Source organism: Synechococcus sp. CBW1004 (assembly GCF_015840715.1).
Classification (GTDB): domain Bacteria; phylum Cyanobacteriota; class Cyanobacteriia; order PCC-6307; family Cyanobiaceae; genus Cyanobium.
This window is the reverse complement of sequence record NZ_CP060397.1, coordinates 3,001,073-3,015,781: the sequence shown is the minus strand read 5'-3', so window position 1 is coordinate 3,015,781 and position 14,709 is coordinate 3,001,073. Positions and strand designations below refer to the sequence as shown.

General features: G+C 68.3%; 12 protein-coding genes. 8 read left to right on the top strand and 4 right to left on the bottom strand.

What is annotated here, in order from left to right:
* Positions 1-21: 21 nt before the first annotated feature.
* Both H8F25_RS14260 and H8F25_RS14255 read right to left on the bottom strand, forming a co-directional pair.
* Positions 22-2,208 carry a cation-translocating P-type ATPase gene (locus H8F25_RS14260; RefSeq protein ID WP_231596869.1) on the bottom strand — a complete coding sequence of 729 codons (2,187 nt, stop codon included), beginning with the start codon at positions 2,206-2,208 and terminating at the stop codon, positions 22-24.
* A 29-nt stretch (positions 2,209-2,237) separates the two neighbouring features.
* Positions 2,238-2,981 (bottom strand): hypothetical protein, encoded by a 744-nt coding sequence (locus H8F25_RS14255; RefSeq protein ID WP_197210970.1) that lies wholly within the window; start codon positions 2,979-2,981, stop codon positions 2,238-2,240.
* 249 nt (positions 2,982-3,230) lie between these two features.
* Between H8F25_RS14255 and H8F25_RS17820 the strand changes: the two genes are divergently transcribed.
* From H8F25_RS17820 to H8F25_RS14235, 4 genes are all read left to right on the top strand, one after another.
* The gene (locus tag H8F25_RS17820) at positions 3,231-3,683 is read left to right on the top strand and encodes a hypothetical protein (RefSeq protein WP_231596868.1); all 453 of its coding nucleotides are present in this window, start codon (positions 3,231-3,233) and stop codon (positions 3,681-3,683) included.
* A gap of 1,159 nt (positions 3,684-4,842) precedes the next feature.
* Entirely contained in the window at positions 4,843-5,463 is a 621-nt protein-coding gene (locus H8F25_RS14245) for a hypothetical protein (protein ID WP_197210969.1), read from the top strand.
* Positions 5,460-6,866, top strand: a complete 1,407-nt coding sequence (locus H8F25_RS14240) for an aldehyde dehydrogenase family protein (RefSeq protein ID WP_231596867.1) — start codon at positions 5,460-5,462, stop codon at positions 6,864-6,866. The genes H8F25_RS14245 and H8F25_RS14240 overlap by 4 nt, the downstream gene beginning before the upstream one ends.
* Positions 6,867-7,096: 230 nt before the next feature.
* A complete protein-coding gene (locus tag H8F25_RS14235; protein WP_197210968.1) occupies positions 7,097-8,206 on the top strand; it encodes a LysM domain-containing protein in 1,110 nt (369 codons plus the stop codon).
* Positions 8,207-8,586: 380 nt separating this feature from the next.
* Here the strand turns inward: H8F25_RS14235 and H8F25_RS14230 are convergent, their stop codons facing one another.
* Both H8F25_RS14230 and H8F25_RS14225 read right to left on the bottom strand, forming a co-directional pair.
* On the bottom strand, positions 8,587-10,107 hold the full coding sequence (locus H8F25_RS14230; RefSeq protein ID WP_197210967.1) for an ATP-dependent DNA helicase RecQ: 1,521 nt from the start codon (positions 10,105-10,107) through the stop codon (positions 8,587-8,589).
* Between the two features lie 102 nt (positions 10,108-10,209).
* Positions 10,210-11,241 carry a hypothetical protein gene (locus tag H8F25_RS14225; RefSeq protein ID WP_197213911.1) on the bottom strand — a complete coding sequence of 344 codons (1,032 nt, stop codon included), beginning with the start codon at positions 11,239-11,241 and terminating at the stop codon, positions 10,210-10,212.
* Between the two features lie 157 nt (positions 11,242-11,398).
* Here H8F25_RS14225 and H8F25_RS14220 point away from each other — a divergent pair, with 157 nt between their 5' ends.
* The 4 genes from H8F25_RS14220 (at position 11,399) to mtnC (ending at position 14,471) form a co-directional block, all read left to right on the top strand.
* The gene (locus H8F25_RS14220) at positions 11,399-11,608 is read left to right on the top strand and encodes a photosystem I reaction center subunit IV (RefSeq protein ID WP_197210966.1); all 210 of its coding nucleotides are present in this window, start codon (positions 11,399-11,401) and stop codon (positions 11,606-11,608) included.
* Between the two features lie 419 nt (positions 11,609-12,027).
* Complete coding sequence (locus H8F25_RS14215) at positions 12,028-12,879, top strand: DNA-formamidopyrimidine glycosylase (RefSeq protein ID WP_197213910.1); 852 nt, start codon at positions 12,028-12,030, stop codon at positions 12,877-12,879.
* 45 nt (positions 12,880-12,924) lie between these two features.
* Complete coding sequence (locus H8F25_RS14210; RefSeq protein ID WP_197210965.1) at positions 12,925-13,692, top strand: class II aldolase/adducin family protein; 768 nt, start codon at positions 12,925-12,927, stop codon at positions 13,690-13,692.
* On the top strand, positions 13,689-14,471 hold the full coding sequence (gene mtnC / locus H8F25_RS14205) for an acireductone synthase (protein ID WP_197210964.1): 783 nt from the start codon (positions 13,689-13,691) through the stop codon (positions 14,469-14,471). Before H8F25_RS14210 ends, mtnC begins: the two co-directional genes overlap by 4 nt.
* Positions 14,472-14,709: the final 238 nt, after the last annotated feature.

The window sequence follows — 14,709 nt, the reverse complement described above, 5'->3', positions numbered from 1 at the left end:
TGTCATGGCAACCCCGAGGATTCAGCACCAGCGCTGACGCCGCAGCCGCAGCCCGTTGGCGATCACCAGCAGGCTGGTGCCCATGTCGGCAAAGACGGCTTCCCACATCGTTGCGCTGCCCAGCAGGGTGAGCACCAGGAAGGCCCCCTTGATCCCCAGGGCCAGGGCGATGTTCTGCCAGAGCACGGCCCAGGTGCGGCGCGACAGGCGGATCAGATCCACGAGGCGCTGCGGGTCGTCGTCCATCACCACCACATCGGCAGCCTCGATGGCCGTGTCGCTGCCGGCGGCGCCCATCGCCACACCGATCGCGGCACCGGCCAGGGCGGGGGCGTCGTTGATGCCGTCGCCCACCATGCCGGTGGGGGCCTGGCGTTGCAGCTCGGCGATTGCTGCCAGCTTCTGCTCCGGCAGCAGCTCGCTGTGCACCTGCTCGATGCCCAGCCGGCCGGCGATCACGGAGGCGGTGCGGCGGTTGTCACCGCTGAGCATCACCGGGGTCAGCCCCAGCTGCCGCAGACCGGCGACAGCGGCGGCGGCTGTGGGCCTGGGTTGATCGGCCACGGCGATCAGGGCCAGCACACCCTGCGCATCGGCCAGAAGGCTGACGCTGCGGCCCTGCTGCTCATGCACCGCCATCACCTGCTCCAGATCGGCGCTGCAGAGCCCCAGCTCCTGCAGCCAGCGGTGATTGGCGAGGCGCAGCGGCCGGCCGTCGATCTGCCCGCTGATCCCCCGACCGCCCCAGGCTTCCACGGCCTCGACCGGCAGCCGTTCACCGCCTAGAGCCGCCGCAATGGCCCGGCTGATCGGATGGTCCGAGCGGGCGGCCAGTGATGCGGCCCACTGGCGTTGCAGCGCGATCGGGAGTCGGCCATCGATCAGCTCAAACGCCTCCAGCGTCGGGCGTCCGGTGGTGAGCGTGCCGGTTTTATCGAAGGCCAGGGTGCGCAGCCGGCGCGCCTGCTCCAGATAGAGCCCGCCCTTGATCACGATGCCGCGTCGGGCCGCGGCCGTCAGTCCGCTGACCAGGGTGACCGGCGTGGCGATCACCAGGGCGCAGGGGCAGGCGATCACCAGCAGCACCAGCGCCCGGTAGATCGCATCGACCGGCGCGAGCCCCAGCAGCGGCGGTGACAGCAGCGCCACCGCCAGCGCCAGTGCAAACACCGCCGGCGTGTAGCGCGCGGCAAAGCGATCCACAAAGCGCTGAATCGGAGCCCGCGAGGCCTGGGCTTCCTCCACCGCGTGAATGATCCGTGCCAGGGTGCTCCTCGACGCCGGGGCGGTGACTGTGATCACCAGGCTGCCGTGGGTGTTGACCGTGCCGGCGAACACCGGATCACCGGGGCCCTTTTCCATCGGCAGGCTCTCGCCGGTGACCGGCGCCTGATTGACGGCGCTGCTGCCGCTGGCCACAACGCCATCGAGGGGAATCCGTTCGCCTGGCTCGACCCGCACCACCTGGTTGATGGCCACCGCCGCCACGGGCAGCTGCTGCCAGGTGTCCGTGCAGGTGCGCACGCGGGCCTGCTCAGGAGCCAGCTCCAGCAGCCGGCTGATGGCGGCGCGGGCCCGATCGGCGGCCCGGGCCTCCAGCGCTTCGGCGATGGCATAGAGCGCCATCACCATCGCGGCCTCAGGCCAGTGGCCGATCAGAAAGGCTCCGGTGACGGCCACCGTCATCAGGGCGTTGATGTTCAGCCGCCCCTGGCGCAGCGCCGCCAACCCTTTGGTGTACACCGGCAGCCCGGCCAAGGGAATGGCTCCGATCGCCAGCGTGATCTCCAGGGCCTCGTGCAGCCAAGAGGCCGGCAGGAGGGTGTGGATGCCCTCGGCCGCGGCGGCCAGCACCAGGGCGGCGATCAGGCGATGCCAGGTCACGGCGTCGGTCAGCGGCGCTGCTGTTGCTCCCGCCTCCAGCACCTGCGGTGGATAGCCGAGCCCGCGCAGGATCCTTTCGGCCTGCTGCAGCGCTTCCGGCTCGGCACGGATCGCCAGCGTGCGGGACGCCAGCTGGACGCGCAGCTCGGCGATGCCTGTCACGTCCGCCAGTGCCTGGCGGATCTCGTTTTCCTCCGTGGCGCAGTCCATGGCCTTGATCCGCCAGAGCACCTCACCGGAGCGGATCTGTGGTGGATCGCCCGGCGCCGCCGGACAGCAGCTGTCATGGCTGCAGCCGTCATGGTGCTTGTGCTGGTGAGCCATCGGACTGGAGGCGGCTGGCGCGGGCGGCGTCAGGGCAGCCGCCTGAGATCGGGATAGCTGCCGATCACCTTGCCGCTGGCGTCGTAGGTGACCACCTGCATGGCGTTCGATCCATCCAGGGGGAGGGCCAGCTGAAGGACGGCGGCACCCGTTGGGCAGGGCCTGGGCTGGAGCGTCAGCCGGACCACGCCATAGACGAGGTCGGTGGGGCTGCTCGGCGGGACCAGCTGATCGGGGAAACGGCCGTTGCGCCCCCAGGGAAGGAACCGGACGCTGTAGTCGCTGTCGCAGATGCCATTCAGCGCACTCCCCCAGCGCAAGCGGTTGGGCTCAAGCGTGAGCACATCGAGGATGGCACGGCCTGCTGTGCTGCCGGCTTGCCAGCGGCCAAGGTAAACGTTGTCTCTGGCCCAGCCCCTGGGTTTGCTGGTGGTGGCTTGCTGCGCCGCTGTCCACAGCACCTGGAGGGTGTACTCCCCCTCTCGGTTGAAACGGATGCCGCTGGCTGCGTTGGTGCGCTGATAGCCCGTTCCCTGCTGCGCACTGGGGAAGCTGAAGGTTTCATCGCGGAAGCGAACCGTGACGTTGCCCTGCCGTTGACTGAAGCTGCAGGGCCCTTGCTGCACCGGGATGGTGTGGTCGTGGCGGCTGAGGACGCAGGTGGCCTGGGTGCTGTCGGCCTGCGCCTGAGCCGGTGCCAGCGCTGCCAGGGCCCCCAGGGCGGCGATCACGAGACCCCAGCCTGCGCGGCCGTTGCGGATGGGCAGCTCCATGGGTTGCTCCGGCGTCCGCCGATGATCGGTCGTCATCCGTGCCGGTGCCAGCACCTGCAGGAACAGGTTCGGGCCTAGCTTGCTAGCAGCGAGCAAGCAGGAGCAGGAGATGGCCCGCACTCTCTGCATCCGCCACGTGCCCGACGAAGTGGCCGAGCGACTGGAAAGGCTCGCCAGCTGAGCCGGCGTGCCCCTGAGCACCTTTGCACTTCAGGAGCTGAGCGAAGCCGCAAGGCGTGCTGAACGTTGATGGTCGTGGTGGATGCCTCGGTGCTCGTGAATGCTCTGCTGCTCAACGGCGCAGCCCGGGCTCGCCTGACCGACGCCAACCTGCAGGCGCCAGATCTGATCGACGCCGAATTGCTCTCGGTGTTGCGCCGACTGGTGCTCGCCGATCAGCTGCCTGAGCCGCATGCCCTTCAGGCCCTGGCCACGGCCTGTCCCTTTCCCTCCCTCAGCCAGTGCGGAGCTCAACAGCCGCACCGGCTGCTCCTACACAGCTGCCCAATGGATCGATCTGCTCACGCCCCTCTTTCGGCGCCGGTTTTCACCGGGGGAACGATCAACATGGCCAGCTTGAGTCCGAATACCCCCGGCTGCCTCCAGCGCACCTCGGTGCAACTACCACGGCGCGGCGCCCCCAGTCACCCGGTTGGGATCCAGATGGTGCCGCTCCTGCGCGCCGGTGGCGTTACGCCGTAACGCCATTGGTTTCTTCAGATCGATTGGTGTGACTCGTTTCTCTGAAAAACCGTAACGGCGTAACGCCACCGATCCAAAACTTTTTTCGAGGCCCCACGAGGCGACCAACACCAACCAGCCCGCCCCCCAGCCTCATGCTTGTCTCGTCCGTCTCACCTCCCGGGTTCCGCTTTTCCTGGTCCTGCCTCCCCCCGAGCTAGTATTCATGCGGGTTCTCGACCACCCGCTAGGGGGAGATTCACTTCAATAAAGGTCTAGGCGAATGCCGTAACGTGACGTAACACCGATTTTTCGACCTTTGAAACCCGCTCCAGCACAAGGGTTTTGCGAAATCGCCCCCAGGAAAGTGCCGTAACACCCACTGCCGTAACACCCACTCCCCCGTTTTCCGTCTCATTGAGACAGCCCCGGCCCTTTCGTAGAGGGTCTGTGCCTTCAATCATTCGCCAGAGAGCTTGGGATCGCTGCCAGCGAGGCCTCCTCGCCCCTGACCAGAAGATCAGCCTGAAACCACAGTCAGCCGTCCTTGGGCCCAGTGCGTGGTGCGCATGGCTCAAGCCTGATCTTCACCTGCGAACCCACGACCACCCTCAACCTCCAGAGAGCCTGGAATCGAGCAGCAGGCGTTGGCATGGGACAGCAGCCCGCCCTCCTCGCCAGTTGATTCAGCAGATGTGAACAGCTCGCCTGGGCGCGCCCTGCCGCACCAAGCATCCTGCCTTGAAACACACAACCCTTGGTCGCCAATACCACAGCCAGTCAAAGGCAGCGGCAATGCGAAGAAATATATCGCCCGCCAGGGCAAGACCTAGGGTAAGAAGAAAAACTAATACATGAGACCCTTGTTTTACCAAGGGTTCTGGCGATTGAAAAGGCCCTTGGTAAGGGAGAGGTCACGAGTTCAAGTCTCGTCAAGGGCTTTGATCACTCCCTGGGAAGTTGAGTCGGGGCGTTTCTGCCCCTCCGACTCATTGCCTGTGAAAGGACGATCGCGCACAGCTTTAACGTCTCGTTCCACATCACAGGTCGGCGACCCAGGCGCCTCGGCATCGGCGTGTGGCGCCTGCAGGATTCCACGCCCCCATGTGAGCGCCTTCAGGTTGCCTTGAACCGTGGGCGGAGGCCCTGTCTAGGGTCCGGACGATCCCCGTTCCAGGCCATGGCCGCCCGGCTGCTGCTGTTCGCCGCGCTGCTCGGCTGCCTGCCGGTGGCCGGCTCGGCACGGACGCCGCCGGAACTGCCGGGCGAAGCGCTCGCCATCTGCCTGCTGTCCCCAGCCGCCGGCCCCGAAGTGCACGGGCGGGTGCAGGCCGTCAGCCCATTGGCCGATCCCACGATCTTTGCCCGGGGGCAGTTCGAGGAGATCCGCCTGGAACGTGGCGATCAGGTGCTCTGGAAGCAACGGAGCAACGGGATCGAGCCGCTCGAAGGGCCGATCGCCTGGCCGCTTCCGCCGCTGCGTCCTGGAGAGAAACTGCTGCTGCGACTGCGGCCCGCGGGGATCAGCGGCGACAACTTCGCCAACGTGGAGGTGGTCGGTGCCAGCGCCTCAACCCTGAACGACACCGCGCGACTGCGGCAGGCGCTGGGCCGCGATCCAGCGGCCTGGCGTCGGGCCGTGATCCAGGCCCTGGATGGGGCACGCACCGCCGAGGCCCTGGCCCTGCTGTTCGATGTCAACGGACCCTCGAGCCCGGAGCTGAATGCTCTCCGCCGCGAGGTCCACGACCGGGCCTGTGATGCGGCCATCCTTGGGCGAACTGATCCAGCGTCCCCATGACCACCACCATGGCCGCCGTCCATCCCCTGCTGCCGGTGCCGGTCGAGACGATGCGGGATCCGGTGCTGCAGGGGCGGACGCGTCCACTGGCCTGGCGACTGCAACAGCTGGACCGGCTGGAGACCCTGCTGGAGGCCGCGGCCGCACCCCTGCTGGAGGCTCTGGCCGAAGATCTCGGCAAGCCTCCACTGGAGGCCAGCTTCGAGCGCGTGGCGATCCGCCAGGAGCTGAAGCTCACCCGCCGCCACCTGCGCCGCTGGATGGCGCCGCGGACGGTGGGACTGCCGCCCTGGGCCCTGCCGGGCCGGGCAGCGGTGCAGAGCGAGCCGCTGGGGTGCGTGCTGATCGTCGGCCCCTGGAACTATCCCTTCCAGCTGTGCCTGCATCCCCTGGTCAGCGCCCTGGCCGCGGGCAACAGCGCCGTCCTCAAGCCCTCGGAGCATGCCCCCCGCACCGCACAGCTGATCGCCGAGCTGATCGCCAAGCACTTCCCACCCGAAATCGTGCAGGTGGTCAACGGGGACGGGAGCGTGGCGGCTGCGCTGCTGCAGGAGCGGTTCGACCACATCTTCTTCACCGGCGGCAGCCGCATCGGCCGGCTGGTGCTGGCGGCGGCGGCCCCGCATCTGACCCCGGTGACCCTGGAGCTGGGTGGCAAGAGCCCGGCGATCGTGCTGGAGGGTGCCGACCTGGCCGTCACGGCCCGCCGGCTGGCCTGGGGCAAATCGATCAATGCCGGCCAGACCTGCGTCGCCCCGGATCATCTGCTGGTGGCACCGGCACTGCGGGAGCCGCTGGTGCAGGCGATCGCCGAGGAGTGGCACCGCTTCCATGGCGAGGATCCCCTGCAGAGCCCGCATCTGGGAGCGATCGTCAACCGCGCTCAGTTCGAGCGCCTCGAGGCACTGCTGGAAGGGGCCCGCCGGAAGGGTCAGGTGCTCGCCGGAGGGCGGAGCGACCCGGAGACGCGACGCATCGAACCCACCCTGCTGGACGTCAGCGATCCGGAGGGCGATCCGCTGATGCAGGAGGAGCTGTTCGGCCCCCTGCTGCCGGTGCTGCCGGTGCCCGACCTGGAGGCGGCCCTGCAACGGGTGCGACGCGGCAGCAAGCCGCTGGCCCTGTATCTGTTCGGCGGCGACCGGGGCAGCCGGCGCAGGGTGCTGGAGGCGAGCAGCTCCGGCGGGGTCGTGTTCAACGACGTGATCGTGCAGGCCGGCCTGGCCGAGCTGCCGTTCGGAGGGGTCGGGGAGAGCGGCATGGGCACCTACCACGGCGAAGCCGGCTTCCGCACCTTCTCCCATCAGCGCTCCGTGCTCAGCCGCCCGTTCTGGCTCGATCTGCGGTTCCGCTACCCCCCTTACACGATGTCGATCAAGCTGGTGGAACGGCTGCTGGGCTGAGCAGGGAGCACAGGGCGGCTCCGCCGCATCCGCGACAGCGCCCTGATCCGATTCCTCCAGCCGACCGGGCACCGTTCCACGACGACCGCAGGCGGGGTCGCGCACGGGCCCACCGTCCCGGCTCACCCGATGAGTCTCCCGCCGTGCAGAAAGCACAGGATTGCTGCGCCGGGGGGCTGGTTCCACCCCGCGATGACTCTTAAGGTGCCGGCGAGTCCACGCTGCTGACCATGCGCCGCTCCCTCGTCGCCCTGGCTCTGGCCGTGACGCTGCCTCTGCCGCTGCCGGTCCTCGCTGGCACGGTCACCGTCAAGGGGGGAGAGACCCTCTCGGAGATCGCCGAGCGCCATGGCATCAGCCTGAGCAAGCTCATGCAGATCAACGGCATCCGCAACGCCGACCAGGTGGAGGCCGGCCGCACCCTCACACTTCCGGGCGGCAGCGGAACCCGAAGCGCGCAGGCCGGGCGCGGCGCCGGCACGGTCACCGTCAAGCCCGGGGAGACCCTCTCGGAGATCGCCGAGCGCCAGGGCATCAGCCTGAGCAAGCTCATGCAGATCAACGGCATCCGCAATGCCGATCAGGTGGAGGCCGGCCAGACCCTGCGCCTGCAGGGAGCGGCACCGGCCACGGCCCGCAGCACCGCCTCCCCGGCCCCGGCAGCGCCGAGCTATCCGCGCGGCGCCAGCGTGCATGTGGTGCGCTCGGGCGAGAGCCTCTCGGGGATCGCCAGCGGCTATGGCATCGGCCTGAGCAAGCTGATCGCGCTCAACGGCATCAGCGATCCGGATCACGTCGAAGCCGGCACGCGCCTGAAGCTCAAGGGCACTCCCCCGGCCCCGACGCCCCGGCCGGCGGTGACCACGGCCGCCGTGAACGCGGGCACCAGCCGCCCGACAGCCCGCCCTGCGGCAGCCGCCGCACCGGCCGCCCGACCCGAGGCCTCTGCGGCCCGTCCCGTGGCCGCGGCCACACCTGCCACAGCTGCCACACCCGCCGCCCGGCCTGCCGCTGCCCCAGCAGCGCGCCCTGTCGCCCCGGCCGTGCAGCAGACCGCAGCCGCCACCACGGCAGCCCCCGCCACGGTGGCGATGGCCTCCAGACCCGACTGGCGCACCTATGGACCTCTGCAGGTCAACTGGGCCGCCTGGCAGCCGATGGGGGGCAGCATGGTGGCCCCCACACTCAATGGTGAGGGGCAGACCCTGTATGTGGCGATCAACTGCGGTGCCCGCAAGTTCAACAGCACCACCCCCGCCGGCGCCTGGCAGAACTGGTCCGATCCCAATGGGGATCACGAACAGCAGCTGGTGAACGACTACTGCCGGACGCGCACCTGACGCTCGGCGGGTGGGCCCGCCCTCAAACCCTTCGCCTCAGCCGGCGGAGTCAGGCTGCGGTGTCTTCCCGGCAGCACACCGCTGCGCAGCCAGGCCTTCGCTCAACCCGGGGTCGGTGATCCCCAGGCGATGGTTGATCCCCAGGCGATAGCCGGTCTGGATTCCCCATCGTGTCTGCGACCCAGCCGAAGTGAAGCCAGGACCGCCTCGCTCGCGGGGCGCCCAGCTCCCCCCAGGCAATGCAGGCTGGATGTCGCAGAGAGTTGTGGGTCAGCATGTGGCCACTTGAACCATGGAGGTCCGACGGAGCCCATGGCGATCGGAGCGCCCGCCCAGGAGCTGCCTCGGGCCGGCCCTGACAGAGCTTCACCCTGATGCGATCAGGCCGCCCAGCGCAGTGGCCAGGGCTGGCGAAGATAGTGGCGGCCGCTGGAGCGCAGCCAGAGGCGCTGAGCGCCGTCATCGCTCTCGCTGAGCAGCTCCTCATGCACGAGGCGTCGGGCCAGCCAGGCCCAGCGTTCCTCCTCGCTGCCATGGGCGGCGCTGAGATCCTCGGCGAGGCGGCGAAGGTCGCGACCGCTGCGTTCCTCGAGGGCCGCCAGCAGCAGCGAGACCTGCTCAGACCAGTCACGCCGGGGCGCCGCACAGAGGCAGCGATCGCAGCGACCGCAGGGGGGAACCAGCTCACCCACCGCCAGCAGCAGGGCCTGCTCGCGGCAGCCTTCTCCCTCCGCCACCGCCTCCATGCGACGCAGCTGGCGCTGGATGTGGGCAAGACGTTGTTCCTCCGCGTCACGGGAGCGCAGATCCAGCGGAGCCCCACCTCCCTGCTGAGCCGCCGAGCGGATCGCCCAGCCCAGGCTGACCCGATCGAGCGGATCGAACAGCACCTGGCAGCGGGCCGGCAGGCCATCGCGCCCCGCCCGGCCCGACTCCTGCAGATAGCCCTCGGGGCTGGCCGGCAGATCGAGATGCAGCACCAGCCCCACGTCGGGCCGGTCGACGCCCATGCCGAAGGCCACGGTGGCCACCAGCACCGGAGCGGCGTGCTGCATGAAGTGCTCCAGAGCCAGCTGGCGGCTGTGGGGATCCATGCCGGCGTGATAGGCGATGGCCTCCACGCCGGCCGCTGCGAGGCGGCGCGCCCACTGCTCCACCGAACGTCGGGTGCGGGCGTAGATCAAGACCGCTCCGCGGGCGTCAGCCACGGCTTCCAGGACCTGGGGCAGCGGATCGGCGGGCCGCAGCGCCATGCCGTAGGTGAGGTTGGGGCGGCGGGCGGAGCGCACCTGCACCAGGGGACGCCGCAGCTCCAGCAGTCGGATGATGTCGGCACGCACCCGCGGCGGCGCCGTGGCGCTCAGGGCCACCAGCGGCACGCCGGGACAGAGACGGCGCAGCTGACCGAGGCGGCGGTAGTCGGGACGGAAGTCGTGGCCCCAGGCGCTGATGCAGTGGGCCTCATCCACGGCGACGGCCACCACGCGCCCAGCATCGAGCAGGTCATCGAGCAGCTGGCGGGTGGCCTCGCCCTGAAGCCGTTCCGGTGCCAGATAGAGCAGGCGCAGCTGCTGGTCCTGGAGCATCCGCAGGAGGCGGCGGCGCTCACCTCCCTCCAGGCCCGCATGCAGGCAGGCGGCCGCGATCCCTCGGCGCCGCAGCTGCTCCACCTGGTCCTGCATCAGCGCCACCAATGGCGAGATGACCAGCACCAGCCCCTGGCGCACCAGCGCGGGGAGCTGATAGCAGAGGGATTTGCCGGCTCCGGTGGGCAGCACCGCCAGGCAGTCACGGCCCGCCAGCAGGGCCTCCACCACCTCGCGCTGGCCCGGCCGGAAGGCCTCCCAGCCGAAGTGGTGCTGCAGAGACTCCAGCAGCGGATCCGCCTCCAACACCACCATCCCTGACGGGGACCGAGGCTAACGCCACCAGATCTGGTGGACAGTCCCCGCGGCATGGGTCGGATCAGCACCAGGGCTCAGGCCAGCGATCACGGCGAGGGATCACGGCAGGGGCGGAGGCTCCAGTTGCTCGGGCGATTCCTCCACCAGCTGCAGGCGCACCCGGCGACCGCCGGCCAGTTCCCCCAGCGAGACGCGCATCGTGGCGCCGCTGAGGGTCTGCAGGGCCGTCAGCAGATCGCGCAGGTAGGGGGTGCTGCTGCCGGTCTCCACCCAGAGGCGCTCCTGCACACCACCGAGGCGCCGCCAACTCGTGTGCAGCTTGAGCACGGCGTTCTCGACCTGCTGGGCCTGGGCCACGGCATCGGAGAGCAGGCCGAGCACGTCGAGGCGCTGAGCCTCCTGAATCGCCTTCTCCAGATCCAGCTGCTCATGCTGCAGGGCACGCACCGCCAGGCCGGCCTCACTGGTGCGGCTCAGCCAGCGGGCGGTGAGGGTCACGTCGCGAACGCGATCCAGCTCCGGTTCCTCGCGCAGCACCCGGCGCAGGTCCTCCTGCTGCGGTTCCGGCAGCTTGGCCAGCTCCTTCACCAGCGGCGCCACGGCCCGCGGCGGCAGCAGGTTCTCGGCGGTGCGCTGGCGGATCTCCTCCGGCAGCAGCGGACTGGTGGCCGCGGAGAATTCATCCGAGAGACGCCGCACCTGCTTGCGGGTGATCGGCAGCCCTCCATTGGCCGCCTCTCCGATCATCAGCTGCACCTCGGGAGGCGCCTCGGCGGTCTCCAGGAAGGCACGCTTGGAGAAGTTGTTGACGCTCTCGGGCTCCATCACCCCCTCCGAGAGCATCGTGTCGGCTGATTCGGCGAGCTGGATCAGGGTGTAGGCGCGGGTCTTGCTGATCTCCCGCTCGCGCAGCCACTGCAGGAAGCCGGTGCCGCGCCCCTCACCACCACGCTTCTCACGGTCGCGTACGGCGCGCAGAATGCGGCCGCGCCAGATCTCGGTCTGCAGGTCAAAGCGGTCGCAGACCGTCCAGGCCTCCTCCAGCCGGGCCAGGAATTCCACGTTGCTGAGGCTGTCGTTGTCCGGATCGGGCAGCTCCAGATCGAGCACCGGAGCGTCACTGGCAACCATGGCGGCAGCGGCCTGGGAGAGGAGGGCGAATGCTGCCATGCAGCCCTGACGGAGGGGAGCAGGGGTGGCGGCGACGAATCGTGACGTCCGACGGATGAAGTCCTCTCACCCCAGGTAGGGTCCCTCAGGCAGCCACCCGAACGATCCCCAGCTAGCGATGGCCATCTCCCGCGGCGACAAAGTGCGCATCAAGCGCCCCGAGTCCTATTGGTTCAACGAGGTCGGAACGGTGGCCTCGATCGACACCTCCGGCATCCGTTACCCCGTGGTGGTGCGTTTCGAGAAGGTCAACTACAACGGCTTCAGCGGCTCCGAAGGCGGCATCAACACCAACAACTTCGCTGAGTCCGAGCTCGAGAAGGCCTGATCCAGGCTCCGGGTCCTGAACAGCACCCATCGCCCTCCCGCTGAACGGCAGGAGGGCTTTGTTGTGAGTGCCGGCCGGCCGACAGTCGCGCTCCATCCACCGCGATCACCGACCGAGAGCTGATGAGGCAACAGCCGCCTGCGTCCCCCGCGGCATGCATCACTTCGACCGTGTCTGTGGCTGTGCCCCATGGAACGCCGACACGAGCAGTGCGGCACCGCCCCGATCCTTCGGATCAATCGGATCCCCGGAGCACAGGTATCGGCCGCGGCAGGATCCGGATCGCCGTCACCCCCTGCCGATCAACCGGTTCATCGGGCTGGCCACCCACCCACCGCGACACCAACGCCGGAAACGCTGCCAGAAGCTCAGCCGCCGCAGGTGGCCTGTTGCAATGGGTGAGCCGAACCCACGCCGCCATGCCGGAGCTGCCCGAAGTCGAAACGGTCCGGCGCGGCCTGCATGGACACAGCGCCGGGCAGCGCATCGAAGCCGTGCAGGTGCTGCGCGAGAGGGCAATCGCCCATCCCCCGGATCCGGAGCTGTTCTGCCTGGCCCTGCGGGACACCTGCATCAAGGAGTGGCAGAGACGGGGCAAGTACCTGCTGGCGCCGCTTGTTGACGGTGACGATGGCAGCGACGCCGGCACCTGGGGCGTGCATCTGCGCATGACAGGCCAGTTCCACTGGATTCAAGAGAACCGGGAGCCCTGCAGGCACACACGGGTGAGGCTGTGGCTGCAGGGACAGCGAGAGCTCCGCTTCGTGGACAGCCGAAGCTTCGCCCAGATGTGGTTCGTGCCGGCCGGAAGCCCGCCCGAGAGCGTGATCACGGGGCTCACCCGCCTGGGCCCGGAGCCCTTCAGCGAAGGCTTCACTGCCGCCTACCTGCGGCAGAAACTCAAGGGCAGCGCAAGGCCGATCAAGAGCGCACTGCTGGACCAGTCTCTGCTGGCGGGCATCGGCAACATCTATGCCGATGAATCCCTCTTCGCAGCGGGAATCGCGCCAGACACACCCGCCGGCAGGCTGACGGGGACCCAGCTTGAGCGGCTTCACCGAGCAGTGGTGGGGGTGTTGAACGTGAGCATCGGTGAGGGCGGAACCACCTTCAGCGACTTCCGCGACCTGAGCGGCGTCAACGGCAACTACGGCGGCATGGCCTGGGTGTACCGACGGACAGGAGAGCCCTGCAGGACTTGCGGCACGGCGATCGAGCGACGCAGGCTTTCAGGGCGCAGCAGCCACTGGTGCCCCCGCTGCCAGGGCTGAGCGTCATCGGCATCAACCAGCAGACTGGAACCGAATGGAAGATCCATGACCACATCTGCATACGAAGGCGGTCAGTCGGCTGCCTTGCAGGAGCAGGCCAGACGGCTCTGCCGCACCATGGCAACCATCCATCGCAGGGGCTGGTGCGACGGGACCGGCGGCAACTTCAGTGTCGTGATCCGGCGCCCTCCCCACCTGGAGCTGCTGATGGCGCCGAGCGGGGTCGACAAGGGGCAGGTGAAGCCCTCGGAGCTGATTGTGGTCGAGAATTCCGGCCGAGTGCTCAGTGGCACGGGGAAGGCGAGTGCGGAGACCCGGCTGCATCAGACCATCGTCCACAGCACGGGAGCCGGGGCGGTGCTGCACACCCACTCCCAGGCCGCCACGCTGCTGTCACTCAGTGCGATCCAGGCCGCATCCAACAGGCCGGGTGGAGAGGAGCAGGGAGGCGCATCCCGGGAGCATGACGCCGGGGAGAAGGGAGCCCCCCCGGCGCCCGAGGACGGCATCAGGCTCGTTCATCTCGTGATCGAAGGCCTGGAGATGCTCAAGGGACTGGAGGGAATTCACACGCACGAAAGCCGGATCCACATCCCGGTTCTGGCCAATGATCAGGATCTGGATCGCCTCAGCGCAGCCGCACGTCCCCATCTGGCGGGAGCCCCCCATGGAATCCTGATCGCCGGCCATGGCCTCTATGCATGGGGTGCCGACCTGCAGCAGGCGATGCGACACCTGGAAATCCTGGAGTTCCTGCTGGAACAGCACTGGCGTCAGCGACTCTGGAACGCCTTGGCACCCGTAACCCGATGAGCCCTTCCATCCGCCACATCCTGCTCGATATCGAGGGCACCACCTGCCCTGTGCAGTTCGTCAGCGATGTGCTCTTTCCCTATGCCGCCAGGGAGGTGAGCGCCTACCTCGCCCGACATAGCCATGAAGCGGAGATCCAGGCTCTGCTTGCTGCACTGCAGAAGTCCTGGAATGAGGAGGAGGATCCTGAAGCCTGCGCACTGCTTCAGGAGAGCCCAATCGCACAGCAGGCCCAACAATCCGAGCGCGATGCGGAATCCAGCATGGCGCCGGAGGATCTGACAACAGCACTCCTCCCTTACATCCGCTGGCTGATCCGCAGAGACCGCAAGGTGACAGCTTGGAAGGATCTGCAGGGACGCATCTGGCGGGAGGGCTACGCGCGCGGGGAACTCAAGGCAACTCTCTTCCCCGAAGTCAGCGGTACTCTGCGGCGCTGGAAAGAGATGGGCCTGGAGCTCTCCGTCTATTCCTCAGGGTCGGTTGCGGCGCAACAGCTCCTCTATGGGCACAGCGAAGAGGGAGACCTGCGCCCCCTGTTCAGCCACTGGTTCGATACACGCATCGGTGCCAAACAGCAGGTCAGCAGCTACCAGGCGATCCTTGAGGGGCTCGGCTGCATGGCTGCCGAAGTACTCTTCATCAGCGACTCCAACATTGAACTTGCAGCGGCCAGCGCCGCTGGTCTGCAGGTGATCTTCAGTGATCGCGAGGGCAATCCCGAGCGAGACTCCGCAGGCTTCGTGAGTATCCGGTCGCTGGAGGAGATCACCATTTGATGTGTCTTGGCGTGAACGCTGTTGCTGTGCAGAGCGACAGAAACAGGTACCAGGACATGACGGAATGCGCCTCGCCCCTTCCACCTGTTGCCTCGCACCTGCCTGCCTGATCAGCCGCCCCAAGCCCTTGCCATTCGCCGCCCGGGCCCAGCCGGCCCTTGAGGTCGGGACCACCCTGAGTCTCGCCCGATCCGTGCGGGAGCCGTCCCATCCGCAACGGAGAGAGCTTCCGCCCACC

Excerpts from the sequence above, each read along its gene's own strand:
- H8F25_RS14260 (WP_231596869.1), bottom strand. The coding sequence starts at position 2,208 with ATGGCTCACCAGCACAAGCACCATGACGGCTGCAGCCATGACAGCTGC.
- H8F25_RS14255 (WP_197210970.1), bottom strand. The coding sequence starts at position 2,981 with ATGGAGCTGCCCATCCGCAACGGCCGCGCAGGCTGGGGTCTCGTGATC.
- H8F25_RS17820 (WP_231596868.1), top strand. The coding sequence starts at position 3,231 with ATGGTCGTGGTGGATGCCTCGGTGCTCGTGAATGCTCTGCTGCTCAAC.
- H8F25_RS14245 (WP_197210969.1), top strand. The coding sequence starts at position 4,843 with ATGGCCGCCCGGCTGCTGCTGTTCGCCGCGCTGCTCGGCTGCCTGCCG.
- H8F25_RS14240 (WP_231596867.1), top strand. The coding sequence starts at position 5,460 with ATGACCACCACCATGGCCGCCGTCCATCCCCTGCTGCCGGTGCCGGTC.
- H8F25_RS14235 (WP_197210968.1), top strand. The coding sequence starts at position 7,097 with ATGCGCCGCTCCCTCGTCGCCCTGGCTCTGGCCGTGACGCTGCCTCTG.
- H8F25_RS14230 (WP_197210967.1), bottom strand. The coding sequence starts at position 10,107 with ATGGTGGTGTTGGAGGCGGATCCGCTGCTGGAGTCTCTGCAGCACCAC.
- H8F25_RS14225 (WP_197213911.1), bottom strand. The coding sequence starts at position 11,241 with ATGGTTGCCAGTGACGCTCCGGTGCTCGATCTGGAGCTGCCCGATCCG.
- H8F25_RS14220 (WP_197210966.1), top strand. The coding sequence starts at position 11,399 with ATGGCCATCTCCCGCGGCGACAAAGTGCGCATCAAGCGCCCCGAGTCC.
- H8F25_RS14215 (WP_197213910.1), top strand. The coding sequence starts at position 12,028 with ATGCCGGAGCTGCCCGAAGTCGAAACGGTCCGGCGCGGCCTGCATGGA.
- H8F25_RS14210 (WP_197210965.1), top strand. The coding sequence starts at position 12,925 with ATGACCACATCTGCATACGAAGGCGGTCAGTCGGCTGCCTTGCAGGAG.
- mtnC (WP_197210964.1), top strand. The coding sequence starts at position 13,689 with ATGAGCCCTTCCATCCGCCACATCCTGCTCGATATCGAGGGCACCACC.